The sequence below is a fragment of the Pseudooceanicola spongiae genome (assembly GCF_014899185.1).
Taxonomy (GTDB): domain Bacteria; phylum Pseudomonadota; class Alphaproteobacteria; order Rhodobacterales; family Rhodobacteraceae; genus Pseudooceanicola; species Pseudooceanicola spongiae.
Genome location: NZ_CP045201.1, coordinates 2622490 through 2646122, shown reverse-complemented (window position 1 = coordinate 2646122; position 23633 = coordinate 2622490). Strand labels below are relative to the sequence as shown.

Sequence of the window (23633 nt, the reverse complement as noted above, 5' to 3'; positions counted from 1 at the left end):
AAAAGAAACTCCCGTCAGGCGGTCGATCACTCAGCGAGGGCGTCGAGCCCGAAAAAATGTCGGATGTCGTCAAAAAGGCGGTCTGAGGTCAAGTATAGCAGGTGACCCTGCTGGGGGTAGGTGAAGAATGCATCCGCATGCATCCGCCGGGCAAAGCGTTGCTGTGCCTTGAGCGGGAAGACCGGGTCCTCCTGACCGTGGAAAAACGCGATATGGTCGTCGGTCAGATCCAGCGCGTGATCGGGCGTCCAGAGCAGCAGGCTGGCGGTGTGGGCCATGGTCATGCGGAACTTCGGCGTCTTCATGTTGGGGCGCTGCGCCTCGGCCTCGACCGCGCTTTCCTGCGCTTCGACGGGGTCCGAGTAGTGATCGCGTCCATAGAGCAGGGTGCGGTAATTCTCGGTCCAGGCGTCTTGTGGCACGGTGGAATGGGCGCGCGTCATGGCGCGAAGCACGTCAAGGGAGCTGCGCGCCGAGGCCATCATCGCCGAGGGCATCGGCCCGGCCGAGGAAATCAGCGCCAGCGAGACGTCCTTTGCCTCCAGCCGGTCCGCGGTTTCCAGCGCGATCGGGCCGCCGGTGGAAAAGCCGATCATATAGACCTCCTCCGGGTGGGCGGTGTTGATGTAATCGGCGATGACCTGGGCCGACCCCTTGATGTCGACGCGGTGATCCACCGGCAGCCCGTCGAGGCCGGGAAAGCGATAGGCGACGATGGCGCTGTCGGGCACCTGCCAGTTCAGCACCTGCTGGAAAATCTCGATCGAGGCGAAGGCGCCGGGGATCAGCACGATGACGCGCTTGATGCCGGGCTTGAAATTCGGGCTCTCCACCAACGGGAAGACGCTGGCCTTTTCGGGACCGGGCAGGGTGGTGCAGGCGGCAGGCAGCAGGGCCAGCAGCAGGACGGCGAGGAATTTGCGCAGGGTCATCGGGTTCCGGGGACTTAGGGGGCTCTTGCGGGCAATCTAGCGGCGTGGCGCGGCTTGACCAGTGGGCTTTGCGCCGGGCGTGGGGATGCCTATATCAACGCCACGGGTGAACGTGGTTTTAGGAGTGTGGCAATGGCTGATGGCAAGAAACTGACATGTCTGGAGTGTGCGCAGATCAATCGCGTGCCCGAAGACAGGCTCGACAATGCGCCCAAGTGCGGCACCTGTGGCGCCCCCTTGCTGAGCGGGAAGGTCACGGAAGTGGACTTTGCCACCCTCCAGAAGGCAGCAAAGAATGATGACATTCCGCTGGTGGTGGATTTCTGGGCGCCATGGTGTGGCCCCTGCAAGATGATGGCGCCGGAATTTGCCCGTGCTGCGGGCGAGGTCAAGGGGCGCGTCCGTCTGGCCAAGCTGAACACCGAGGATCACCCCAAGGCCAGCCAGAGCTATGGCATCCGCGGTATTCCAACGATGATCGGCTTTGCCGGTGGGCGCGAAAGCAAGCGCCAGTCCGGGGCGCAGCGCAGCCCCGAGATCGTGTCCTGGGTCCGGGGCGTCTGAGCCCCGGAGCACGGTTTATCAACGACCAGTGATCAGAGCACCGTGACCTTGGTGCCGGTGGGCACCTTGTCATACAGCGCGATGACGTTGTCGTTCACCATGCGGAAGCAACCGCTGGAGGCATTGTGCCCGATCGAGCCGGGCTGGGTCGTGCCATGAATGCGGATGTAGGTGTCCTTGCCGTTCTGGTAGAGATACAGCGCCCGCGCGCCCAGCGGATTGCCGGGGCCGCCGGGCATACGGTCGTTGTTGCCCTTGAACTTGGCATAGGGCGCGTCCCGCTCGATCATCTCGGGGGTGGGGCGCCAGCTGGGCCATTCGACCTTGCGGCCAATCACGGCCGTGCCGGTAAAGCCCAGACCCACGCGGGCCACCGCGATGCCATAGCGCATGGCGCGGCCGGGGGCAGTCACATGATACAGGAAATAGGAGCGCGGCAGGATCACGATCTCGCCCGTGGCATAGTTGGGCGAAAACGACACCGGGGTCGGATCGAAGATCGACGGAGCCTGTGCGGCCTGACCCATGACGGGCAGCGCGGTCGCAAGGCCGGTGGCGAGGCCAGCTGCGATACCGCTGGCAAGAAAGGCGCGACGGGTGGGCATGGGAAGACTCCTGTTGATCTGGAACGGTTGGCCCTGAGCGGTCATGATGACCGATTTCCGGCTACGTTTGGGTAAATAAACCCGGTTTTTGCTGGCAGGGTTCCCCGCCGTGTCACTCTGCCGCGCGACTGTCACTGTAAAAGCACATCCGCTGTGGCGCCTGGGGACTGCGTGATTTTCCGCCGCTTGTGCTTCGTGCTATGACACAGGCAATTGCCGTAGGATGTGGGCTAGGCTACTGGCGGCGGGACTGCCAGCCCAGACTTGAGGTCGGGGACTGGCGCAGGTGAAATGAAGTCACTTTCACTCTCCCCATGGTTTATTGGCGGATTGCTGCTAGTTGTTTTGCCTCACTTCAGGTTCTAGAAAAGACATTCAAGGTCGCAAGCCGACACGCAACATTAACGGAGATGGCATGGACGTTTCGGCCACATCGCTACCAGACGTATTGATCCTGACGCCCCGCCGGTTCGGCGATGACCGCGGTTTCTTCAGCGAAAGCTGGAATGCTCAGCGCATGGCCGAGGCCGGGCTGGATATCGCCTTTGTGCAGGACAACCATTCGTTTTCGGAAAAAGCCGGCACGCTGCGCGGGTTGCACTATCAGTCGCCGCCGCATGCGCAGGGCAAGCTGGTGCGCTGTGGCCGTGGCAGCCTGTTCGATGTTGCGGTGGATTTCCGCCGTGATTCGCCGAACTTCGGCAAATGGGTCGGGGTTGAGCTGAGCTATGACAACGGCAAGCAGCTGTGGATCCCACCGGGGTTCCTGCATGGCTTTGTCACGCGCGAGGCGGGCACCGAAATCATCTACAAATGTACCGACTATTACGCCGCCGACTGTGACGGCGCGGTGCGCTGGGACGACCCCGATCTTGCCATCGACTGGGGCGTCAGCGACCCGATCCTGTCCGCCAAGGACGCCGCTGCCGCCACATGGTCTGCGGTCCATACCCCCTTCACGATGGAGAACGCGCAATGAAACTGCTGGTCACAGGGGGCGCGGGCTTCATCGGGTCTGCAGTGGTGCGTCTGGCGATTGCGCAGGGTCATGAGGTCGTCAACCTCGATGCGCTGACCTATGCGGCGTGCCTGGATAACGTCGCCTCTGTGGCGGACAACGCCGGCTATGCGTTCGAGGAGGCCGACATCCGCGACGCCGCCGCGCTGAAGCGCGTCTTCGACACCCATCAACCCGATGCCGTGATGCACCTTGCCGCAGAGAGCCATGTCGACCGCTCGATCGACGGGCCGGGCAGCTTCATCGACACCAATGTCACCGGCACCTACACCCTGCTGGAGGCCGCGCGCGCCTATTGGGACGGTCGCGGCCGCCCCGAGGCGTTCCGCTTTCACCACATCTCGACCGACGAGGTGTTCGGCACGCTGGGCGAGACGGGGATGTTCACCGAAGAGACGCCCTATGCCCCCAACAGCCCCTATTCGGCCAGCAAGGCAGCCTCGGATCACCTGGTGCGCGCCTGGCATGAGACCTATGGTCTGCCGGTGGTGCTGTCGAACTGCTCCAACAACTACGGCCCCTTTCACTTCCCCGAAAAGCTGATCCCCGTGGTCATCCTGAACGCCTTGGCGGGCAAGGATATTCCGGTCTATGGCGCTGGTCTGAACGTGCGTGACTGGCTGTTCGTCGAAGATCACGCCACGGCTCTGCTGACCGTTGTCACCAAGGGCGAAGTCGGGCGCAGCTACAACATCGGCGGCAACGCCGAGGCGCGCAATATCGACCTGGTGCACATGATCTGCACTCTGCTGGACGATCTGCGCCCTGCCGCCAAACCCTATGCCGAGCAGATCCGCTATGTCACTGACCGGCCCGGCCACGACCTGCGCTATGCCATCGACGCGACCCGCATCCGGGATGAGCTGGGCTGGACCCCGACCGTGACCCTCGCCGAGGGTCTGGCGTTCACAATCCAGTGGTATCTCGACAACGAGGCCTGGTGGACGGCCTTGCAAAATCGGGAGGGCGTTGGAAAACGCCTTGGTGTCGCATGAGAATACTGGTTTTCGGGCAGACAGGTCAGGTCGCGCATGAACTGCAGCGTCAGGCCAAGGTCACGGCCCTGTCGCGCGCGCAGGCGGATCTGTCGGTCCCCGGCGTCTGCGCCGAGGCGATTGCCCAGTTCGATGGCGAGCTGGTGATCAACGCCGCCGCCTATACCGCTGTTGACCGGGCGGAATCCGACGAAGCGCTGGCGCAGCGGATCAACGGCGATGCGCCGGGTGAAATGGCGCGGGCCTGTGCCGACCTCGGGATTCCGTTCCTGCATGTCTCGACCGATTACGTCTTTGACGGCTCGGGCAAACGCGCACGCGCCGAGTCGGGCAAGGTCAACCCGATCAACGTCTATGGCCGCACCAAGCTGGCCGGCGAAAAGGCCGTGCGCAAGGCGGGTGGCAAGACGGCTGTGCTGCGCACCTCCTGGGTGTTTTCCTCGCATGGGGCGAACTTCGTCAAGACGATGCTGCGGCTGGCCGAAACACGCTCGGCGCTGACGGTCGTCGACGATCAGATCGGTGGGCCGACGCCTGCCGCCGATATCGCGAGCGCCCTGCTGAGCATGGGGCGCGCCATGGCAGGCGGGCATCCTGGCGGCCTCTATCACTACTCCGGTGCACCTGCGGCCAGCTGGGCCGACTTCGCGCGCGAGATCTTCGCGCAATCGGGGCAGGACGTCGCGGTGACGGGCATTCCGTCATCGGATTATCCGACCCCGGCGGCCCGCCCGCTGAATTCACGGCTGGATTGCCGCAAACTGACCGAGGATTTCGGCATCGCACCGCCTGACTGGCGCGCCGGGCTGACTCGGGTATTGGACGAACTGGGAGTTATGGCATGACGACGGCACGTAAGGGGATCATTCTGGCTGGCGGCTCGGGCACGCGGCTGTATCCGATCACCATGGGGGTGTCGAAGCAGCTGCTGCCGGTCTACGACAAGCCGATGATCTACTATCCTCTGTCGGTGCTGATGCTGGCCGGGATCCGCGAAATCGCGATCATCACCACGCCTGCGGATCAGGACCAGTTCCGCCGCCTGTTGCAGGACGGCGCGCAATGGGGCCTCAGCTTTACCTTCATCGCGCAGCCCGAGCCTGAGGGGCTGGCGCAGGCCTATCTGCTGGCCGAAGACTTCCTCGACGGTGCGCCGAGCGCGATGGTACTGGGCGACAACCTGTTCTTTGGCCACGGTCTGCCGGACCTGCTGAAAGCCGCAGGGGATCGCCCCGATGGCGGCACCGTCTTTGGGTACCGCGTGGCCGACCCCGAACGCTATGGCGTGGTGGATTTTGCACCCGATGGTTCGGTGCGCCAGATCATCGAAAAGCCCAGCAATCCGCCGTCGTCCTATGCCGTGACGGGCCTCTATTTCCTCGACGGTACTGCGTCCGAGCGTGCCCGTTCGGTGCAGAAATCCGAACGTGGAGAGCTTGAGATCGTGACCCTGCTTGAGAGCTACCTGCAGGACAATGCGCTGTCCGTGCAACAGATGGGGCGCGGCTACGCCTGGCTCGACACCGGCACCCACTCCAGCCTGCTGGACGCGGGCAACTTTGTGCGCACCCTGTCCGAACGGCAGGGGCAGCAGATCGGCAGCCCGGACGAAATCGCCTATCTTCAGGGCTGGATCGACGAGGCGGGCCTGCGCGAACGCGCGGCGCTGTTCGGCAAGAACGCCTATGGCAGCTATCTGCGGATGATGCTCGACTAAGGGCCGCCCGGGTCATCGTCACGGTGGGATCAGGACATGTTAACGGGTGATGAATAGCTTTCCGGTCAGACGATCTGACCCAGGAGAAGCTTTCATGTCCGACACTTCCGCGATCCTGTCGATGCCCTATATCCAGCCCGCGCAGGCGCAAAAGCACGTCACCCACAACGAGGCGCTGACGATCCTCGACGTCATCGTGCAGCTTGCGGTGACGGATCGGAATCGCACCGCCCCTCCCGCCTCGCCCGCCGAGGGCGACCGCCATGTCGTGGCCATCGGTGGCACCGGCGACTGGGCGGGGCGTGATGGCGCCATTGCTGTCAGTGATGCCGGGGTCTGGGCCTTTCATACCCCGAAACCGGGCTGGCAGGCCTATGTTCTGGACGAGGATGTCGTCATCACCTGGCGCGGCGGGGCGTGGCAGGATTCGGGTGGTCTGCCCTCTCAGGTGTCCGAGCTGGGCATCAACGCCACCGCCGACAGTACCAACCGGCTCAGCGTGTCGGCGCCGGCCACCCTGCTCAATCACGCGGGGGCTGGTCACCAGCTCAAGCTGAACAAGGCCAGCGCCGGCGAAACGGCCAGCCTGCTGTATCAGAGCAACTGGAGCGGTCGCGCCGAAATGGGGCTGGCGGGCAATGATGATTTTGCGCTCAAGGTCTCGGCGGATGGGTCGTCCTGGACGACGGCGCTGTCGCTGGACGGGGCCACCGGAGTTGTCAGCGGCGCCGCAGTGCAATCTGACGCGCTTGACGATACCGCAGGGCGGTTGATGTCGGTCGGGGCCTTCGGCCTCGGCGATACCGGCAGCGGTGTGGCGGCTCCGTCGGACGATGCTGATCTCTGCGTTGCGGCGGGGATCTACAGCTTCACCGCCTCGGGCAGCAATACGCCCGTGGGTGATCCCTCGGGGGGCAGTCTGATGGTGCTGCGCGGCGGTGCCGGGACAGCGCGGCAGATTTACGTCGCCGCCTCTGGCCAGCGGGTCTGGAGCCGCGGTTACCTCGGCAGTTGGCAGGCCTGGGTCGAGATGTTCACCCAGGCCTCTATCGTGGGCACAGTGGCGCAGACCGCGGGCACGCCAACCGGCGCGGTGGTCGAAAGCGGCTCCAACGCCAATGGGCAATACACCCGCTGGGCCGATGGCACGCAGATTTGCACCAATGGCAATGCCGCCATCACCACCAACCCGGCTGCCTTTACCGGCACGGTGACCAGCATCGACGGCAACAAGCTCCGCATCGGCCGCTGGTTCTGATCCTATATGCTCTGCATTTCGCCTCATCTGTTCAGGATGACCCGGTGAAAGCGGCGCAGGAATAACATGCCGATAGCCAGCAACCCCATCGCCAGCCCCGCCACATAGGCTGGGCTGGCAAAAGCCGCGTCATACCCTCCGTAAACGCCGCGCCGCATCAGCCCGATCACATGCACCAGCGGATTGTACCACAGGCCATCCCGCCACGGCTGAGGGACGCTCTCGAAGGTGAAAAAGATCGTCGAGATCAGGAACATCGGTCGCATAATGATCGACCAGGCGTGCACCCAGACGGGAAACAGCCCCGTCAGCAGGCAGTTCATCGTGCCGACGCCGAGGCCGAGCAGCGCCGCCAGCGCGTAACCGGCAAATATATCCCCGAAATCAAGGCTCGCACGGGTGCGGAACAGCAGCAAAATCCCCGCCAGGATCAGCTGGCCGACCATCAGCTGCGTCACCATGTTCAGCACGAAGCGCGCCAGAATGGCGTCCAGCCACGTCACTGCCGGATAGGCCATCAGCGGACGCGAGAAATCGATGCTCTGCGCGATTTTTGACGCGAGGTGGCTGAACATCATGAAGGGCAGCATCCCGGTGGCGTAAAACAGCGGAAAATTGACCCCGAGAGAGGGCGCGCGGAACCCCATAGAGAACACGATCGAGAGCAGGGCAATGCCGGCCACAGGCTCGATCACCGCCCAGAGATAGCCTCCGGGAGAGCGGCCGTAGCTGGTCGCCATCTCGCGCAGAATCAGCGCCGCGATGGTGCGCAGCGACCCAAAGCGCCGGGCGCGCAAATGGCTGGGACGGGCCGGACTGATGGCCTGCATGACGCTGTCTCTCTTCTCTGGGCCGCAGGGGAAGTGGCAGAGGATTTGCGCGGCGGCATTCACCTTTTGTGATGAACTTCCGCCTAGTCTGCCGCTGAAGATTGAACAAATGACGAATGGATCCGCTATGCAGACGATCCGCACTGCTGCAACAGCCAGAGCGCTGGCCGAGGGGGGGATGCACAGCGCCCCGTCGCCATTTCCGTCGGCGACGTTTCCGCTGCAGGGCACCCCGGTCTCGGCACCGGCGCCCCGCAGTCGCCTGCGCAGACGTCACTGGCTTTTGCTGGGCAGTTTCGTGCTGCTTGTCGTGGCTCCGTTGGCGCTCTCGGCATGGTATCTCTGGGCGCGGGCGGCGGATCAATATGCCTCGACCGTCGGGTTTTCCGTCCGCACGGAGGAGCAGAGCCCGGCCATCGCGCTGCTCGGGGGGATCACCGATCTGTCGGGCTCAAGCTCCAGCGACACCGATATCCTCTATGAATACATGCACAGTCAGGAGCTGGTGGCCGAGATGGACGCCGCGCTGGATCTGCGCAGGCTCTGGGCCGGGGCGGGCAGTGACTGGCGCCAGCCGGGGTCCGACCCGGTGTTTGCCTTCGATCCCGGTGGCGCCATCGAGGACCTTGTGACCTACTGGCAGCGCATGGTGCGCATTCGCTACGATGCCGGCACCGGGCTGATCGAGGTGCGGGTGCTGGCCTTTGCGCCCCAGGACGCGACCCTGATCGCCGAGGCGCTTCTGGCCAAGGCGTCCGAGATGATCAACACGCTCAGCGATATTGCGCAGGCCGATGCGATCCGCACGGCAAAGGCTGAGCTGTCGCTGTCGCTCGAGCGGCTGAAAGGCGCGCGTCAGGCTGTCACCGGCTTTCGCAACCGCCATCAACTGGTCGATCCGGGCACGGATATCGCGACGCAGGCGGGCCTGCTTGCGCAGTTGCAGGCCCAGCTGGCCGAGTCGCTGATTGACGTGGATATGCTGCGCGAAACCGCGCGCGACAGTGATCCGCGCCTCAAACAGGCCGAGCGCCGGATTGAGATGGTGGAGCGGCGCATCGCGGCAGAGCGCGGCAAGCTCGGCATGGGCGCACCGCATGGCGAAGGCGATGTACTGGCCAATCTGGTCGGTCAATACGAAGCGCTTGTGGTCGACCGTGAATTCGCCCGGCAAAGCTATACCGCTGCGCTGGCCGCCTTCGACGCCGCCCAGGCCGAAGCCCGCCGCAAGAGCCGCTATCTCGCCCCCTATATCCGCCCGACGCGCGCAGAAACCTCACGCTTTCCCGAACGGGGCAAGTGGACGATATACCTAGGCATTTTCGCCGGTCTGGGGTGGATGATCCTGACGTTGTCGGGCTACGCCATCAAGGACCGGCGGTAGGGGGGGCGGATGATACAGCTTGAGGACCTCACGATGGTTTTCCGCGCGGGTGGCAGCTGCAAGGTGGTGGCTGACAGGATCACAGCGACCTTCCCGAGCGGCCGTTCCGTGGCGCTGCTGGGGCGCAACGGGGCGGGGAAGTCGACGTTGTTGAAGGTCATCGCCGGTACTCAGGATCCGACCCGCGGGCGGGTGCGCTCCAGTGGGACCATTTCATGGCCTGTCGGCTTTGCCGGATCATTTCATCCCAAACTGACCGGGTTGCAGAATACCCGGTTTGTGGCGCGCATTTATGGCGTCGACAGCGATGCTCTGGTGGATTTTGTCGAGGCCTTTGCCGCGCTGGGGGCGCATTTTCGCCTGCCCTGTGGCATCTATTCCGCCGGCATGCGGTCCCGGCTGGCCTTTGGCGTGTCGATGGGAATGGGCTTTGACACCTACCTTGTGGACGAGGTGACCTCGGTCGGTGATGCGGCCTTTCGCGCCAAGAGTGCGGCGGTGTTTCGTGCCCGCATGCAGTCTGCCGGGGCGATTGTCGTCAGCCACTCGATGCCGCAGATCCGGCAGTTCTGTGATATGGGCGCGGTGCTGGAGGCGGGACAGTTGCAGCTTTTTGAGGATCTGGAAGAGGCGATTGCCGTGCATGAGGCGAATATGGCCGTGGCAGCCTGAGGCACCGGGCAGAGCGTGGCTTGCAGGGTCCGGGGGCCAGCCCCCGGACCCCCGGGATATTTGGAACAGGGAAACGGATGAAGGGGACAGTGCTTGCCGGGCTGACGACATCAGGCGGCGTCTGCGCTGAGGCGGATCGTCATGGGGCGTCGCGGGTAGAGCAGGTCATGCATCCCGTCAGTGGGGATCATCTTGGGCGGGTGAAGAAGGCGTTTGGGGGGCTTTGTTCGAGTTAAAAAGAGAGTGAAGAGACCCCACCGCGACGGTGGTGGCGCCGGCTGGGCGGGTGACGCAATCCTCAGGGAGCATCGCGACTTTTGCGCGACGGGCGCGGGTGGGCTCAGCAATGCTGTGGTTCTCCCTCTCGACATATATGCCTGAGACGTCGCCATGGATCTGCCCCCAGGAGCGGGCGGAGGTTTGGCGGGGGCCATGAGGACGATGGCCTCTAAGATAGGGAGGTGGGGGAAATCCCTTTGTCAGCGGCTGATGGTCCGTGACACCTCGTTCAGGCCTTTCGGCTCCGATAACTGGCTGATCGTCTTTGCCTTGCGCCAGTGTGATGACCCGCGTCGCCAACCTGCCGCCGGCGGTCGAGTTTCTGCAGCTTTGGGGCAAAAGAAACACCGCCCCGTCTTCATCAGAGCCAAGGCACGCGAGGCGCGGTACGCCAGTGGCGGGATGTGAACGCCATGCAAATCGTGCGGGGTCAGGCGCGAATCTGTGGCCTGCATCAACATGCTGCCCTCGCACGGGGAAACCCTGAACATCGGGAGTGGGAAATGCTGGCTATAACAATCCAGATCGCACAGCCGGGCCTTGTCGCTGGCGTTCAGGATCAGCAGGCCGATGTCGTTGGCGGGGCCTCAATCCCCGCGCTTAGGTCGGAGGTAGGACCTGCGCTGGCGCCGCAAGGCTCTGCATAGCGGTTTCGGATGCGCCTGCTAAGGCAGGCCATCTGGCAGGACGCCATGCGCCCGGCGCGGCAAGTGGCGGCCTCTCAGCGCAACGACCGGTCGGCGCCGGCCCATGACAAAAGGGCCGACGCCAGAGTGTTTTTACAAAACTTGGTAACAAATAATCCGGGGGCGGCGCATATGGCCTTCGCCAAAATGTCGCTCTGTCTGCATGGTGACCCCGGAAGGAATCGAACCCTCAACCTGCCGATTAGAAGTCGGCTGCTCTATCCAGTTGAGCTACGGGGCCATCTGTGCCGCTTTTCAGCGATATGCCCCGGTTTGGCAAGTGTGTCCTTTCCGTCAGATGGCCTTGATCACTGCGATAATGAGAAAAATAAATACCAGTGAAATGACAGCAACCCAAAGGGATGAATTTTGATACTTGTCTTTCCGAGCGTAGCATTTGCCACAAAATTCCCCGGAAACACGCATTTTATGCCCGCACTCATGGCAGGTGAAGATTCTTAGTTTCATACCCAGCTAAAGTCCCCTAGATGAGCTGACTTTTTAGTATATTTGTGCCCTCGCTTCTGTGGCGAGATCCACCGCTGCTCCCTAGCGGGTAAGGCTAGGGTCTTGCAATCAAAGACTTAGACGCGCGAGAAAGTGGGTTGTCTTTGCCTCGCATATGTCACTGATGAAAAACTGAATGGTTAATTTTGCTGCACCTGCAAAATGAAATCCAAAGAAAATGACACAAAACTGTACTTTTTAGTGCAGCTCACCGGCAAAGCTCAAAAGTTAGCGCGCTCTGACGCCAGGTGCCTGTTTCTAGGGACATCCGATTCCATTTTTGTACGGGCGTTCGGCCACAGGCCAACAGATCTCCCGCGCCGGATCGCGCGACTCACTCGGCGCGCTGGCGCGAAACCTGCCGCCCGGCGGGTGCCTGTACGGCGGCACGTCCGGCGCAGGTTGCTCGCCCCTGAAGATCCGCCCGGCCGTCTCTGAAACGCAGATGGCGCCGCTGTGGGGACACAGGGCGCCATCTTTCGTGATCCGCTCAGGCGGAGGTGTTATTCGACGTCAGCCTTGATGGCCGAGACCTCTTCCGCGCTCATCTGTCCAACGGTTTCGACTTCGCCGTTGTTGATTTCCCACAGGCGGAACGGTCCGGTGATGTCGCCATTCTTGTCGAAGGTGACCGGGCCGATGACGCCCTCGTACTTGATGGCCTTGCCTGCGGCGATCAGGTCCAGCGCTTTCTTGAACTCTTCGGGGCCGGCATAGATCGGCTCTCCGCCCTCGGCCACGACAGCATGGATGGCATCGCGGATTGCGGTCGGATCTTCGGACCCGGCTTCGGCCACCGCCAGCGCCACGATGGCGCCCGCGTCATAAGACCGGTCCGCCGCCGGGGCGTCTGGTGCGATCCCGCCCGAAAACGCCTCGAAACCCTTGTAGAAGTATTCGGTCGAGGCCGTTTCCGTGGTGCCCGACGAGGTGCCATAGGCGTCCTCAAGGTACTGCGGGCCGACCGCCTGGATGAATTCCTGTGCGTTCATCCCGTCGTTGAGCAGGAATTTTTGCGGCCCGCCGCTGGAGATCCAGGCCCGTGCGATGGTCGCGCCGTCCACCGGATAGCTGATCAGATACAGCGCCTCGGGGTCGCCCTTCAGCGCCACGGTCGCCTCGGAGGCATAGCTCGACTGCTTTTCGTTATACGGCGTGGTCGAGGTGATGACGCCGCCAAGGGCTTCATAAGCCTTGGTAAATTCGCGCATCATGTTGAGGCCGAAGTCATTGTTGACGTTGATGATCGCCAGCTTGGTCAGCCCCTGATCCATCGCATATTTCGCCGCCGCCGTGCCCTGCAGCGCGTCCGAGGTGATGGTGCGGAAGAAATAGCCGCTGGTCTTGCCGTCTTCACCCAAGGCCGTCAGCGTCGGAGAGGAGGAGGCGGGCGATACCTGCACCACCTTCGCCGGTGCCGTCACCGAGGTCAGCATCGGGATGGTGACGGAGGAGATGATGCCCCCGATCACGACCGGCACCTTGGCGATATTCACCAGTTGCGTCGCCTGATCCACGGCAACGGTGCCCTGGCTCTGACTGTCGCGGATGTCGGCCTTGATGTCGCAGCCATTGACGCCACCGGCGGTGTTGATGTCGTTGAAAGCCATCTCGATCGCCTTGGCCCCGGCCTGACCATAAGCGCCCGCAGGCCCCGTCAGTTCCAGCACCAGACCGATGGTCACGTCACAATCCTGCGCCGCGGCAAAGCTGGCCGAGGCCGCCAGCAGCGCCGTGCTCATGAGCAGTGTCTTCATTGTCGTATCTCTCCTGTTGATCTGCCTATTCCGGCATTGATTTGGGTCGTCTTTTCGCCCCCGAGGGGCACCGTCCAGGGAAGGGCCTCAGGCCTCTTCCTTGTTCAGGTTGTACTTCATGATGGCACCATGCCGCCCGGTGCGGTCGCGTTCCAGCGTATAAACGTCGCCCTCCAGATCGCGGCCCTGTGCCAGAACGGCGTCGATCTCCGCCAGCTCGATTGCGCGCAGTTTCAGCGCACTGATGGCCAGATTCGAGGCCAAATGCGCCCGGTTGCGCGCGCCCACGATGACCCCCGCAACCAGAGGCCGGGTCAGCAGCGCCGCGCTGGCGACCGTGGCGATATCGGTGCCATGGGCATCGGCGATGCGGCGCAGCGTCACCAGCAGCGCCTGAAACAGATCCCAGCCGCCGATATCTTCGATGATCAGCTTGTACTTGATCAGAGAGCGGTTCTCGATCTCGGCACCGGGGTCGGGCTGGCCCAGCCAGCGGTCCGACAGAAAGCCACCCGCGACCGTGCCATAGCAGAGGAAGTTGATCCCCGCCTCGCCCGCCAGTTCGGCCATGCGCTTTTCCGGGCGCCGGTCCAGCAGCGAATACTGCACCTGCATGGTACGCAGCGGCACCCCCGCCGCCAGCATGGCGCTGACGTGATCGGTGTCGAAATTGGTGCCACTGACAAACTGGAGGCGCCCCTCGATGCGGAACTCCTCCAGCCACTGCGCGGCCTGCAGCCAGTCGCCAGCGGCATAATCCCACCAGTGAAACTGCACCAGATCCAGCCGCTCGACCCCCAGCCGCCTGCGCGAGCGGTCGATGGTGTCCTGTAGCTGGTCGCGGGTCAGCGTGCCGAGCTTGCTCAGATCGGGGACGCATTTGGTATGCACGCGCACCTCGGCCAGCGCCTCGGCGCCGCGCCGGTTCAGATACTGGGCGCGAAACTGGCCAATCAGCTCCTCCACGCCGGTATAGATGTCGGCGCAGTCGAACGTGGTGATCCCGGCGTCGGCAAAGGCGATCATGTCCTCGACAGCCTCGGCACGGTCCACCGCGCCATGGCCGCCTGCCAGTTGCCAGTTGCCACGCAGCACGCGCGAAATCTCGTAGCCCGGGGCCAGGGAAAATCGGTCAGGTCTGGGATATTCGGTCATGGGAGGGGGACTGCCGTTGTCTGAGAGTGCAGGAAAGTGCGCTTGGCGGTGCGCGTGATGCGAAAGCGGGTGGTGCAATGCGGATCGGGGCAGGCGACTTCGGCGTCGGTGCTCATCCAGTCGTTCGGGTGGGTCGGGCGTTGCTTGGCGGGCAGCAGGGGCAGCAGCGCCGCCAGCGAATAGATCGAAAACCCCTGACCCGGCGGCAGATGCAGCATCTCGCCGCGCATCTCGAAGTAATCGCCGACCGCAGCGCCGCAATGGATCGCCCCACCGTCTGGCGCGACCACTTCGACGCGCAGGTCAAACAGCTCGAAAGCCTCGTCTCTTTCAGCCATTGCCAGCCTTCCCTTCTTGCTTTGTCGCGTCGCGCAACAGATCGGCACGGATCAGATTGAACGACTGCGTGATGTCCTGATGCAGCGCCGTCACCGCCGCCGCCGCGTCCCGCTGGTCCAGCGCTTCGACCAGCGCCCAGTGATGATGCACTGCCGTCAGCCCGGGTGTGCGGCCATAGATCGTCGCCGCCGCGCGCACATAGGGGCCCGATTGCAGCCACAGGCTCTGCGCCACGGGCAGCAAAACAGACGAGCGTGCCGCCCCATAGATCGCATAGTGAAAATCGTGGTTCAGCATCGAGGTCTGCACCGCCTGATCGGGCGAGAGGTTGGCGAAAGCCGCCTCGCATTGCTCGGTCAGGTCGCGCAGGCCCCTGATGTCCGCCCGGGTCAGGTTCGCCACTGCCATGCGCACCAGCTCGCCCTCGATCAGGCAACGCGCATGGGCCAGATCGTTCAGCCGCTCCTGCGTGATCAGCGGCACCCGGACCGACCGCGAGGGCAGGACCTCAAGCGCCTGTTCCGACACCAGCCGGGCCAGCGCCTCGCGCACCGGCATCATCGACACGTCCAGCGTATCGGCCAGCGCTTGCATCCGCATCACCTGACCGGCCTCGAAGACGCCATGGAACAGCGATCGTCGCAGCTCCTGATAGACGCGTTCCTGCAGGGAGTCGCGGCCAACTTTTGTCAGCCCGGCCACCGATGCGGCTTTGCTCAAATTCGGGTCAGTCGGGATCTGCCGGTCGGCCATGCAGCCCTCCGTTGATGCTGTTGGTCAAATTGTGCTTGAAATTATTTTTTCTGTCAATAATCTTTGATCAAAGATATAAGTCGAACGGGCAAAATCACACCGCCCGGTTACCGACGGGATACCGACGCGATACCGACATCGCAAAACAGGGAAAACTGACGTGATCGAACCCGAGCCCGACCCCCATTCCGACCCGGTGCTAGAGGCCCGCGCCCTGCAGATGCAGTTTCAGGGGTTGAAGGCCGTCGACGGTATTTCTCTGGCGCTGGCCCCGGGCGAGATGCTGGGCCTGATTGGTCCGAATGGTGCGGGCAAGACCACCATGTTCAACATGCTCGCGGGCTCTCTGGTGCCGACGTCGGGTCAGATTATGCTGAACGGTCAAGACGTTACAAAAGACCGGCCCGAGCAGCGCCTTGGTTCCGGTCTGGGCCGTACCTTCCAGATCCCGCGCCCCTTTGCGGAAATGACGGTGCTGGAAAACGTCCTCACCGGGGCGCGCGATCAGGCTGGCGAGTCGGTCTTTCACACATGGTTTTCGCCCCGCCGCGTTGCCCGGGAGGAGCATCAAAACGTTGAAAAGGCTCGGCATTTGCTGGATTTCCTGCTGCTGTCGCGGCTTGAGGGTGAACCGGCCCGCGTCCTCTCCGGCGGTCAGCGCAAGCTGCTGGAGCTCGCGCGCCTGCTGATGGCCGACCCCTCGGTCCTGCTGCTGGACGAACCCGCCGCCGGTGTGAACCCCTCTCTGCTTGAGGTGATCATGGAGCGAATTCAGGCACTTAACGCGCAAGGCAAAGCGATCCTGCTGATCGAGCACAACATGGACATGGTCTCGCGCATGTGTTCCCGTGTCTTCGTCATGGCCGCCGGACGCGAATTGGCACAAGGCGCGCCCTCCGACGTCATCCGCGACCCCCGCGTGATCCAGGCCTATCTGGGAGACGCCGCATGAGCACGACCGTCCTCAGCACACATGCCCTGATTTCGGGCTATGAGCCTGATATGCCTATCATAAACGGCGTAGATCTGAAGGTTGCAGACGGCGAGTTCCTCGTCCTTCTCGGCCCCAACGGCGCCGGCAAGTCGACTCTGGTCAAGACCATCGCCGGTCTGGTCCCCGTGCACTCTGGCCGCGTCAAGCTCAAGGGGCAGGACATCACCGAAGTGCCGCCGCATCGCAAGCTGGCGCATGGTCTGGCCTTCGTGCCGCAGACCGAAAATATCTTTGCAACCATGACGATACGCGAAAACCTGCAGCTTGCCGCGCAGGTGCTGGAGCGTCCCCGCAGGGCCAGCCGCATCGACGCGCTGCTCGATATGTTCCCCGATCTCGGCACCCGCCCAGGCACGCGGGCAGGGGCCTTGTCGGGAGGGCAGCGTCAGATGCTCGCCGTCGCCCGCGCGCTGGTCATCGAACCCTCGGTCCTGATCCTGGACGAGCCCTCCGCCGGTCTGTCGCCCAAGGTCGTGGCGGAGGTCTTCGCCCAGCTACGCCGTATCAATGCGGCAGGCGTAACCACTGTTCTTGTTGAACAAAACGTCAAAGCCGGGCTGCAGATTGCCACCCGCGGCGTCATTCTGGTCGAGGGTCGCATCGCCCACGACGCCCCCGCGGATCAGCTGCTCGGCGATCCTGTTGTCAGCCAGCTGTATCTCGGCGGCACCCCGAAGGAGATGGCATGACCCCGCAAGCCCTCATGGACGGTCTCATCGCAGGCTCGATGATCGGCCTCGGCGCGATCGGCATCACCCTGACCTATGCCATTCTGCGCTTTGCAAATTTCGCCCACGGAGAGCTGCTGAGCTGGGGCGCCTACCTCGCCATGACCGCCTCTGGTCTGATCGGGTTTGCGCTGCCACAGCTCAGCACCCCAATCGGTCCGTTCTCCTTCGGCTGGTCGCTGCCGCTGGCCGCCGTCATCGCCATGGCCATGACTGCCCTGCTGGCTCTGGTGGTCGACTGGGCGCTGTTCGGGCGGTTGAGGGCGCGCGGCTCAGCGGTGATCATCCTTGTGATGGCGAGCTTTGGTGCCGCCCTCGCCCTGAGAAATTTCCTTGAGTTTCTCTATACTTCGCAGCCCGGCTACTACACGCGGGCGCTGCAGATCTCCAAGCCGATCGTCGAGGGCGTGCGCGCTACGCCGGATCAATTACTGGTGCTGGTGTTGGCCGCCGTCGCGGTTGTCGTGGTCCACCTGATGCTGACGCGCAGCGCCGCTGGGCGGTCCATGCGGGCGGTGGCCGAGAACCCGCAACTCTCCTCTATCACCGGCGTCGACGTGCGTGCCGTGATCCGCACCGTCTGGATTTTGGGCGCCGTGCTGGCCTGTCTTGCGGGGATCATGTCGGGTCTGCTGGTGCAAATTCGCCCGCAAATGGGGCACGACCTTCTGTTGCCGCTGTTCGCCGCTGCCATCCTCGGTGGCATCGGATCGGTCCCGGGCGCCATGCTCGCCGGTCTGATCGTCGGGCTGGCCGAGGCGATGACAGTGCAGGTAATCGGCGCCGAATGGCGCGCGGCAGTGTCCTTCGTCATCCTCGTCGCCGTCTTGTTGCTGCGCCCGCAAGGGCTGTTCGGGAGGGTCCGCTGATGCTTGACCTCGTCGCTTACGGAGCCTTTTTCCTCACCATCGCATTGACTTACGCGGTCATTTGCCTCGGCCTAAACGTACAGTGGGGCCAGACCGGGCTGTTCAACGTCGGCATCGCCGGGTTCGTCGCGGTCGGGGCCTATACCTCGGCCATCCTGACGACACCTGCGACGGCGGACCGGTTCGGCGGCTTCGATCTGCCCATTATCGTCGGCTGGATCGGCGGAGGGCTGGCCACCGCCTTCGTGACCTTCCTGCTCGGCGCGCTGACGCTGCGGCTGCGCTCGGACTACCTCGCCATTGCGACCTTCGGCGCGGCGGTGGTGATCCAGCTCTGCATGCTGAACCTCGTGCCGCTGACCGGCGGACCCTTCGGTATCGGCTTCATTCCGCGCCCCTTTGGCGCGCTTGCCGGCAACGCTCTGGCCTTTGGCCTCGCCAACTTCGCCGTCATCGCGGTGCTTGTGCTGGTGGTCTACCTCGTCCTTGAACGCCTCGTCCGCTCGCCTTGGGGCCGCGTGCTGCGCGCCATCCGCGAGGATGAGACGGCCGCCCGTGGCCTCGGCAAGAACCCCGTCCGCTACCGTCTGGAGGCCTTCGCAATCGGCGGCTTCGTCATGGGCTTGGGTGGTGCGGCACAGGCGCATTTCATCGGCTTCATCGCGCCCGACAACTATCTGCCAATCCTGACGTTTCAGGTCTGGGCCATGCTGATCGTCGGCGGCTCAGGCAACATGCGCGGCGCCATTCTGGGCGCGGTGCTGGTCTGGGGCATCTGGGCGGTGTCGGGCAGCGTCGTGTCCTCCGTCTTCCCCGCAGACCAGCAGGCCCGCGCGGCCGCCCTGCAAATCGTTCTGATCGGCGTCGCGCTCTGCGCGGTCCTGCTGATCCGCCCGCGTGGCATCCTGGGCGAGGTGCGCATCGTCTCGCGCCACTTGCTGCGCGATGCCCGCCCCAAAGCTTCTGCGAAAGAAAGACCTGATCATGCCTGACGTTCCCGATCGTATCGACCTGACCGAAGGTCTGAATATCAGCCGCCTCGTCTGCGGCCTCTGGCAGGTCGCTGACCTTGAACGGGGCGGCAAGACGCTCGACCCCGTGGAGGCCGCGACGCGCCTGCAGGCCTATGTCGACGCCGGGTTTGACACCTTCGACATGGCTGACCATTACGGCAGTGCCGAGGTGATCACGGGCGAGCTGACCAGCCGTGCTGCCCCCGGCACCCCGATCCGCGCTTTCACCAAGTGGTGCCCCGAGCCCGGTCCGATGACGCCGGAGATCGTGCGCGCCGGCATTCAGGATCGCCTGACCCGCCTGCGCACCGATCGTATCGACCTGCTGCAGTTTCACTGGTGGAGCTTTGAGGACCCGCGTTGGCTCGATGCCCTGATCGAGATCGAGAAACTGCGTCAGGAAGGCCTGATCGGCGCGATCGGTGTCACCAATTTTGATGCCGCCCACCTTGATCTGGCCCTGTCGGAAGGCATCCGCATCGTCTCGAACCAGGTCAGCTTTTCGCTGGTGGACCGTCGCGCCGCTGGCCCGCTGAGCGAGGTTTGCGCGCGCCGTGGTGTCAAGTTGCTGGCCTATGGCACGCTCTGCGGGGGCTTTCTGTCGTCGCGCTGGCTGGGTCAGCCCGAGCCGCAGGAGATCGCCGACTGGAGCCGCTCCAAGTACAAGCGCTTCATCGACACCATCGGTGGCTGGCAGGTGTTTCAAGGCATTCTGAGCGCGGCTGACGGGATCGCCAAACGCCACGGCGTCTCGCTCTCAAACGTCGCCAGCCGCTGGGTGCTGGAGCATGACGCTGTGGCCGCGACGATCATCGGCGCGCGCATCACCGAAAGCGAACATCGCGGCGATAACCTCAATGTCTTCAACTTTGGCCTGTCGCCGCAGGACCATGCCGAGCTGAACGCGGCCTTTGCCGCCGCCGCGCCGATCCCCGGTGATTGCGGCGACGAATACCGCAAACCGCCGTTCCTGACCGCGACGGGTGACCTTTCGGACCACCTCGACAAGATCCCGCCGGTGCATGAGCCGCAGCCGATGCCAGCGCGTCCTGAGCGCATGCGCGTCTCGTCCGGTAGCAAGTGGGAGCCGCTTGCCGGCTACAGCCGCGCCGTGCGCAAGGGCAAACGCATCCTTGTCAGTGGCACCACGGCGACCCACGGCCAGGACCACATCGTCGCACCGGGCGATGCCGCAGGGCAGACGACCTATGTGCTCGACAAGATCCTGGCCGCGATCACAGCGCTTGGCGGGCGGGCTGAGGATGTGATCCGCACGCGGATCTACCTTGCCGACATCAACGACACGATGGCCGTTTCCGCCATCCACGGGCGCTATTTCGGAGAGATCCGTCCCGCCAACACGCTGCTCGAAATCTCGCGTCTGGCGGGGGATTACCTTGTCGAGATCGAGGCCGAAGCCGAGCTCGACTGACAATATCTGCCCGCCGTGTCCCCGATCGGGTACGGCGGGCAGGGCGCGGTTCAGACCGCGTCGGGCAGATTGCGCAGGTGTTCCGCGACGGCGAGCTCAGCCATGGCCATGGCGGCCTCACGGCTTTTGGCGGCGGCGATGAAACAGCCGTTGTGGCAGAAGGTGGCCCCCGCGACGCCCGACACACGCTCAAGCTCTTCGCCGGTCAGCCCGGCCCAGGCGCGCGGCAGATCGGCGCGCAGCTCAAATCCTTCGTCGTTCAGGCGGATGCCGCCCAGTGTCCAATCCTTGCCGCGCGGGGTGACGACGAACAGCAGGTGATCGGCGCCCGCCTTGATCACGGCGGGTCGGAAGGGCATGCCCATCGGCAGCTCAAGGATATGGCTGGCGCCTGCCGCCTCGACCGCCTGTTGCGCCAGACCTTCGGCGCGCAGTTTCGCGGCGCTTCGGGCGACGCGGGCCTCGACAAAGCTGCGCGCGATGCCAAGGGCGGCGTGAAAAGCGCGGTCCTCGGACTCCGGATCGGTGTCGTCGAACACGGGTTTCAGCGTCTCAAGCAGCGCCATCAAGGTTAACCCGGCCAGCGGACCGGCAACGGAGGGGCTGAGCGCACCATTGTCCACCAGATCGACCGGCAGCACGAAGCCACGGTCGAACGAGGCGTGGACGGTCTCGACATGTGCCTCGGGCACGCCGCTTGCCGCCAGATACTCGTGGCCGAAGTGCTTCCACACCAGCCCGAACGAGCTGAAAGGCTGGTCATCTTCGCGTTTCGGGGCCTCGCGCTGATGGTGGTCGAAGATCCGCGCCTCGGCGTCGTAATTGCCGCCCACATCGTACACCACGCGATCCGGGCCGGCAGTGATCCATTCGGGCGCGCGGCTGCGCACGATCTTGGCCTCGGGGAACAGTCGGGTCAGGATGACGCTGGAGAGCAGCTCATCCGCGTGAAAGCCACCGTTGTGGGTGACAAGATAGTCTGTGGTCATGCGCATATCTTTCGGTTTCGGGCGGATGCATCGCCGGTTTGGTCGCAGATAGAGGGCTTCGTGCCCAAAGATCAACCACAGCGGCTGCCTTTCCATCCGGTGCGGGTGAAAAGCCTTGTTTTAAAGGTCTCTCCACCGCCTCAGCCCCGCAAATTTCCAATTCCGGGCCAGACATGCGACACTGCAACCGAAAGGAGACCATCAAATGTTCGACTTCGAGATTTCCGACAAGCTGCTCATGCGCGACTCTTCTTATGTGAACGGGGCGTGGATCGGCAGCGACACGGGCGAGAGCCTGCCCGTCACGGACCCTGCCACGGGCGAGGCGATCGGTCAGATTGCCTGTCTGTCCGCCGCCCAGTCCGCCGAGGCCGTGGATCACGCCGACACCGCTTTTGCCAGCTGGTCGCGCACCCTGCCGCAAGAGCGCAGCGCGATTCTGCGCCGCTGGTTCGACCTGATTATGGCGGCGAAAGAAGATCTGGCGCACATCATGGTGCTGGAGCAGGGCAAACCCCTTTCTGAGGCGCGGGGCGAGATCGACTATGCCGCGTCCTTCGTCGAGTTCTACGCCGAGGAGGCCAAGCGCCCCAACGTCGAAGGCGTGACCTCGCACCTCTCCGACGCCGAGGTCGAGCTGTGGCTGGAGCCCGTCGGCGTCGTTGCCCTGATCACACCGTGGAACTTCCCCTCCGGCATGCTGACGCGCAAGGCCGCCGCCGCGCTTGCCGCAGGTTGTACCGTGGTCGCGCACCCCTCTGCCGAGACCCCCTTTTCCGCGCTGGCGCTGGCTGAACTGGGCGAGCGCGCGGGTCTGCCTGCAGGTGTGTTCAACGTGGTGACCGGCATCGCTCCGACGATTGTCGAGCCCTGGACGAAAGACCCTCGCGTGCGCGCCTTGTCCTTCACCGGCTCGACCGAGATCGGGCGGCTGCTCTACCGTCAGTCCGCTGACACGGTGAAACGGCTGGTGCTGGAGCTGGGTGGCCATGCCCCGGTGATCGTCTTCAAGGACGCCGATCTGGATCACGCCGTGCAGGAGACGATGAAGGCCAAGTTCGCGACTTCCGGGCAGGATTGCCTCGGAGCCAACCGGATTTACGTCGAGCGCGAGATCTACGATGCCTTTTGCGAGCGCTTTACGAAAGCGGCGAAGGCGCTGACCGTCGGGCGCGGCCTCGACGATCCCGACATTGGTCCGCTGATGAACGAACGGGCCGTCGCCAAGCAGGAAGAGCACGTCAGCGACGCGGTCGACAAGGGCGCCAAGCTGGTCTGTGGTGGCAAGCGTCTGCCCGAAGGGCCGCTGTTCTATGCGCCGACAGTTCTGAAGGACGTGCCGGACAACGCGCTGATCATGAGCGAGGAAACCTTTGGTCCGGTCGCTGCGCTGACGCCGTTTGATACCGAGGATGAGGTTGTTGCCCGTGCCAATGCCACCGAATACGGGCTGGTCGCCTATGTGCACAGCCTCGATCCACGCCGGATCTACCGGGTGTCGCGGGCGCTGACCTTCGGGATGGTTGCGGTCAACCGCACCAAGGTCACGGGCGCGCCGATCCCCTTTGGCGGGATGAAGCAATCCGGTCTGGGACGCGAAGGCGCTCGTCGGGGGATGGAGGAATTCATGGAGATGAAATACCTCTGTCGCGACTGGCACTAGGCCGTCACGTTGGTCGCCTTCGGGCGGCCACACATCTCTCGGAATTTTCGGGGGAGGGGGTAGTTGACATCAACCGCTTGGGTTGGAATTCCCTTTCAGCCGTAGCTGAAAGGGAAGAGGCAAGGCAGATCAGATCCGCCTTGCCTCCAAATTCTTATGCGAGTGCGAGGTTGATCGCGGACTCACGACCGTCACGGCCAGCTTCGACGTCGAACGTCACTTTCTGGTCGTCTGCGAGGCCGCTCAGGCCCGAACGCTCAACGGCGGAGATGTGGACGAAAACGTCCTTGCCGCCGGTTTCGGGTGCGATAAAGCCGAAGCCTTTAGTAGTGTTGAACCATTTCACGGTGCCAGTAGCCATACCCGTGGTCTCCTATAATCAAGTTCTGCCCGCGGTGTGCGGCAGTTCGGCGTTATCAGTCTGGATCGATCAACTGAGAGCCGTATTAGCGGAGCAGAGGTTCGAAATAGAAAAAGGCAGCAACCGCTGACTA

At 63.7% G+C, this 23633-nt stretch carries 23 protein-coding genes and 1 tRNA gene; 14 read left to right on the top strand and 10 right to left on the bottom strand.

Translation table 11 applies throughout. The features are described from left to right. Positions 1-26: 26 nt before the first annotated feature. Positions 27-932, bottom strand: a complete 906-nt coding sequence (locus tag F3W81_RS12425; protein WP_193079471.1) for an alpha/beta fold hydrolase — start codon at positions 930-932, stop codon at positions 27-29. A 132-nt stretch (positions 933-1064) separates the two neighbouring features. Here F3W81_RS12425 and trxC point away from each other — a divergent pair, with 132 nt between their 5' ends. Next, complete coding sequence (gene trxC, locus F3W81_RS12420; protein WP_193079470.1) at positions 1065-1496, top strand: thioredoxin TrxC; 432 nt, start codon at positions 1065-1067, stop codon at positions 1494-1496. A gap of 32 nt (positions 1497-1528) precedes the next feature. Here the strand turns inward: trxC and F3W81_RS12415 are convergent, their stop codons facing one another. Further along, positions 1529-2101 carry a L,D-transpeptidase gene (locus F3W81_RS12415; protein ID WP_193079469.1) on the bottom strand — a complete coding sequence of 191 codons (573 nt, stop codon included), beginning with the start codon at positions 2099-2101 and terminating at the stop codon, positions 1529-1531. Positions 2102-2516: 415 nt separating this feature from the next. On the opposite strand from F3W81_RS12415, the gene rfbC reads away from it, so the two are divergent. From rfbC to F3W81_RS20870, 5 genes are all read left to right on the top strand, one after another. After that, positions 2517-3080 carry a dTDP-4-dehydrorhamnose 3,5-epimerase gene (rfbC, locus tag F3W81_RS12410; RefSeq protein ID WP_193079468.1) on the top strand — a complete coding sequence of 188 codons (564 nt, stop codon included), beginning with the start codon at positions 2517-2519 and terminating at the stop codon, positions 3078-3080. After that, complete coding sequence (gene rfbB, locus F3W81_RS12405; protein WP_193079467.1) at positions 3077-4114, top strand: dTDP-glucose 4,6-dehydratase; 1038 nt, start codon at positions 3077-3079, stop codon at positions 4112-4114. The genes rfbC and rfbB overlap by 4 nt, the downstream gene beginning before the upstream one ends. Further along, positions 4111-4959, top strand: coding sequence for a dTDP-4-dehydrorhamnose reductase (gene rfbD / locus F3W81_RS12400; RefSeq protein WP_193079466.1), 849 nt, complete (start codon positions 4111-4113; stop codon positions 4957-4959). The genes rfbB and rfbD overlap by 4 nt, the downstream gene beginning before the upstream one ends. After that, a complete protein-coding gene (rfbA, locus tag F3W81_RS12395; protein ID WP_193079465.1) occupies positions 4956-5831 on the top strand; it encodes a glucose-1-phosphate thymidylyltransferase RfbA in 876 nt (291 codons plus the stop codon). Before rfbD ends, rfbA begins: the two co-directional genes overlap by 4 nt. A 94-nt stretch (positions 5832-5925) precedes the next feature. Then, on the top strand, positions 5926-7089 hold the full coding sequence (locus tag F3W81_RS20870; protein ID WP_226941670.1) for a DUF2793 domain-containing protein: 1164 nt from the start codon (positions 5926-5928) through the stop codon (positions 7087-7089). Between the two features lie 23 nt (positions 7090-7112). On the opposite strand, the gene F3W81_RS12385 is transcribed toward F3W81_RS20870, so the two are convergent. Continuing rightward, complete coding sequence (locus F3W81_RS12385; protein WP_193079464.1) at positions 7113-7919, bottom strand: ABC transporter permease; 807 nt, start codon at positions 7917-7919, stop codon at positions 7113-7115. Positions 7920-8028: 109 nt separating this feature from the next. Between F3W81_RS12385 and F3W81_RS12380 the strand changes: the two genes are divergently transcribed. Both F3W81_RS12380 and F3W81_RS12375 read left to right on the top strand, forming a co-directional pair. Further along, on the top strand, positions 8029-9303 hold the full coding sequence (locus tag F3W81_RS12380; RefSeq protein WP_226941669.1) for a capsule biosynthesis protein: 1275 nt from the start codon (positions 8029-8031) through the stop codon (positions 9301-9303). Between the two features lie 9 nt (positions 9304-9312). Further along, entirely contained in the window at positions 9313-9975 is a 663-nt protein-coding gene (locus F3W81_RS12375) for an ABC transporter ATP-binding protein (protein WP_193079463.1), read from the top strand. Between the two features lie 1129 nt (positions 9976-11104). On the opposite strand, the gene F3W81_RS12370 is transcribed toward F3W81_RS12375, so the two are convergent. From F3W81_RS12370 to F3W81_RS12350, 5 genes are all read right to left on the bottom strand, one after another. Further along, positions 11105-11181 (bottom strand) — tRNA-Arg (locus tag F3W81_RS12370). Positions 11182-11950: 769 nt separating this feature from the next. After that, positions 11951-13204: an ABC transporter substrate-binding protein gene (locus F3W81_RS12365; RefSeq protein ID WP_193079462.1), complete on the bottom strand. Its 1254-nt coding sequence runs from the start codon at positions 13202-13204 to the stop codon at positions 11951-11953. A gap of 87 nt (positions 13205-13291) precedes the next feature. Next, positions 13292-14359 (bottom strand): aldo/keto reductase, encoded by a 1068-nt coding sequence (locus F3W81_RS12360; RefSeq protein ID WP_193079461.1) that lies wholly within the window; start codon positions 14357-14359, stop codon positions 13292-13294. Next, the gene (locus F3W81_RS12355) at positions 14356-14697 is read right to left on the bottom strand and encodes a TIGR04076 family protein (protein ID WP_193079460.1); all 342 of its coding nucleotides are present in this window, start codon (positions 14695-14697) and stop codon (positions 14356-14358) included. Before F3W81_RS12355 ends, F3W81_RS12360 begins: the two co-directional genes overlap by 4 nt. Continuing rightward, the gene (locus tag F3W81_RS12350; protein ID WP_193079459.1) at positions 14690-15451 is read right to left on the bottom strand and encodes a GntR family transcriptional regulator; all 762 of its coding nucleotides are present in this window, start codon (positions 15449-15451) and stop codon (positions 14690-14692) included. Before F3W81_RS12350 ends, F3W81_RS12355 begins: the two co-directional genes overlap by 8 nt. 160 nt (positions 15452-15611) lie before the next feature. Here F3W81_RS12350 and F3W81_RS12345 point away from each other — a divergent pair, with 160 nt between their 5' ends. The 5 genes from F3W81_RS12345 to F3W81_RS12325 are packed head-to-tail and all read left to right on the top strand — an operon-like array spanning position 15612 to position 20487. Further along, complete coding sequence (locus F3W81_RS12345; RefSeq protein WP_226941668.1) at positions 15612-16403, top strand: ABC transporter ATP-binding protein; 792 nt, start codon at positions 15612-15614, stop codon at positions 16401-16403. After that, positions 16400-17134 (top strand): ABC transporter ATP-binding protein, encoded by a 735-nt coding sequence (locus F3W81_RS12340; RefSeq protein WP_193079458.1) that lies wholly within the window; start codon positions 16400-16402, stop codon positions 17132-17134. Before F3W81_RS12345 ends, F3W81_RS12340 begins: the two co-directional genes overlap by 4 nt. After that, positions 17131-18042: a branched-chain amino acid ABC transporter permease gene (locus tag F3W81_RS12335; RefSeq protein WP_193079457.1), complete on the top strand. Its 912-nt coding sequence runs from the start codon at positions 17131-17133 to the stop codon at positions 18040-18042. The genes F3W81_RS12340 and F3W81_RS12335 overlap by 4 nt, the downstream gene beginning before the upstream one ends. Further along, on the top strand, positions 18042-19034 hold the full coding sequence (locus tag F3W81_RS12330) for a branched-chain amino acid ABC transporter permease (RefSeq protein WP_226941667.1): 993 nt from the start codon (positions 18042-18044) through the stop codon (positions 19032-19034). Before F3W81_RS12335 ends, F3W81_RS12330 begins: the two co-directional genes overlap by 1 nt. Continuing rightward, entirely contained in the window at positions 19027-20487 is a 1461-nt protein-coding gene (locus tag F3W81_RS12325; RefSeq protein ID WP_193079456.1) for an aldo/keto reductase, read from the top strand. Before F3W81_RS12330 ends, F3W81_RS12325 begins: the two co-directional genes overlap by 8 nt. 50 nt (positions 20488-20537) lie before the next feature. Here the strand turns inward: F3W81_RS12325 and F3W81_RS12320 are convergent, their stop codons facing one another. Next, positions 20538-21476, bottom strand: a complete 939-nt coding sequence (locus F3W81_RS12320; protein WP_193079455.1) for an MYG1 family protein — start codon at positions 21474-21476, stop codon at positions 20538-20540. A gap of 205 nt (positions 21477-21681) precedes the next feature. On the opposite strand from F3W81_RS12320, the gene F3W81_RS12315 reads away from it, so the two are divergent. Beyond that, a complete protein-coding gene (locus tag F3W81_RS12315) occupies positions 21682-23139 on the top strand; it encodes an NAD-dependent succinate-semialdehyde dehydrogenase (protein WP_193079454.1) in 1458 nt (485 codons plus the stop codon). Positions 23140-23293: 154 nt separating this feature from the next. Here the strand turns inward: F3W81_RS12315 and F3W81_RS12310 are convergent, their stop codons facing one another. Continuing rightward, a complete protein-coding gene (locus tag F3W81_RS12310; RefSeq protein ID WP_119399191.1) occupies positions 23294-23500 on the bottom strand; it encodes a cold-shock protein in 207 nt (68 codons plus the stop codon). Positions 23501-23633: the final 133 nt, after the last annotated feature.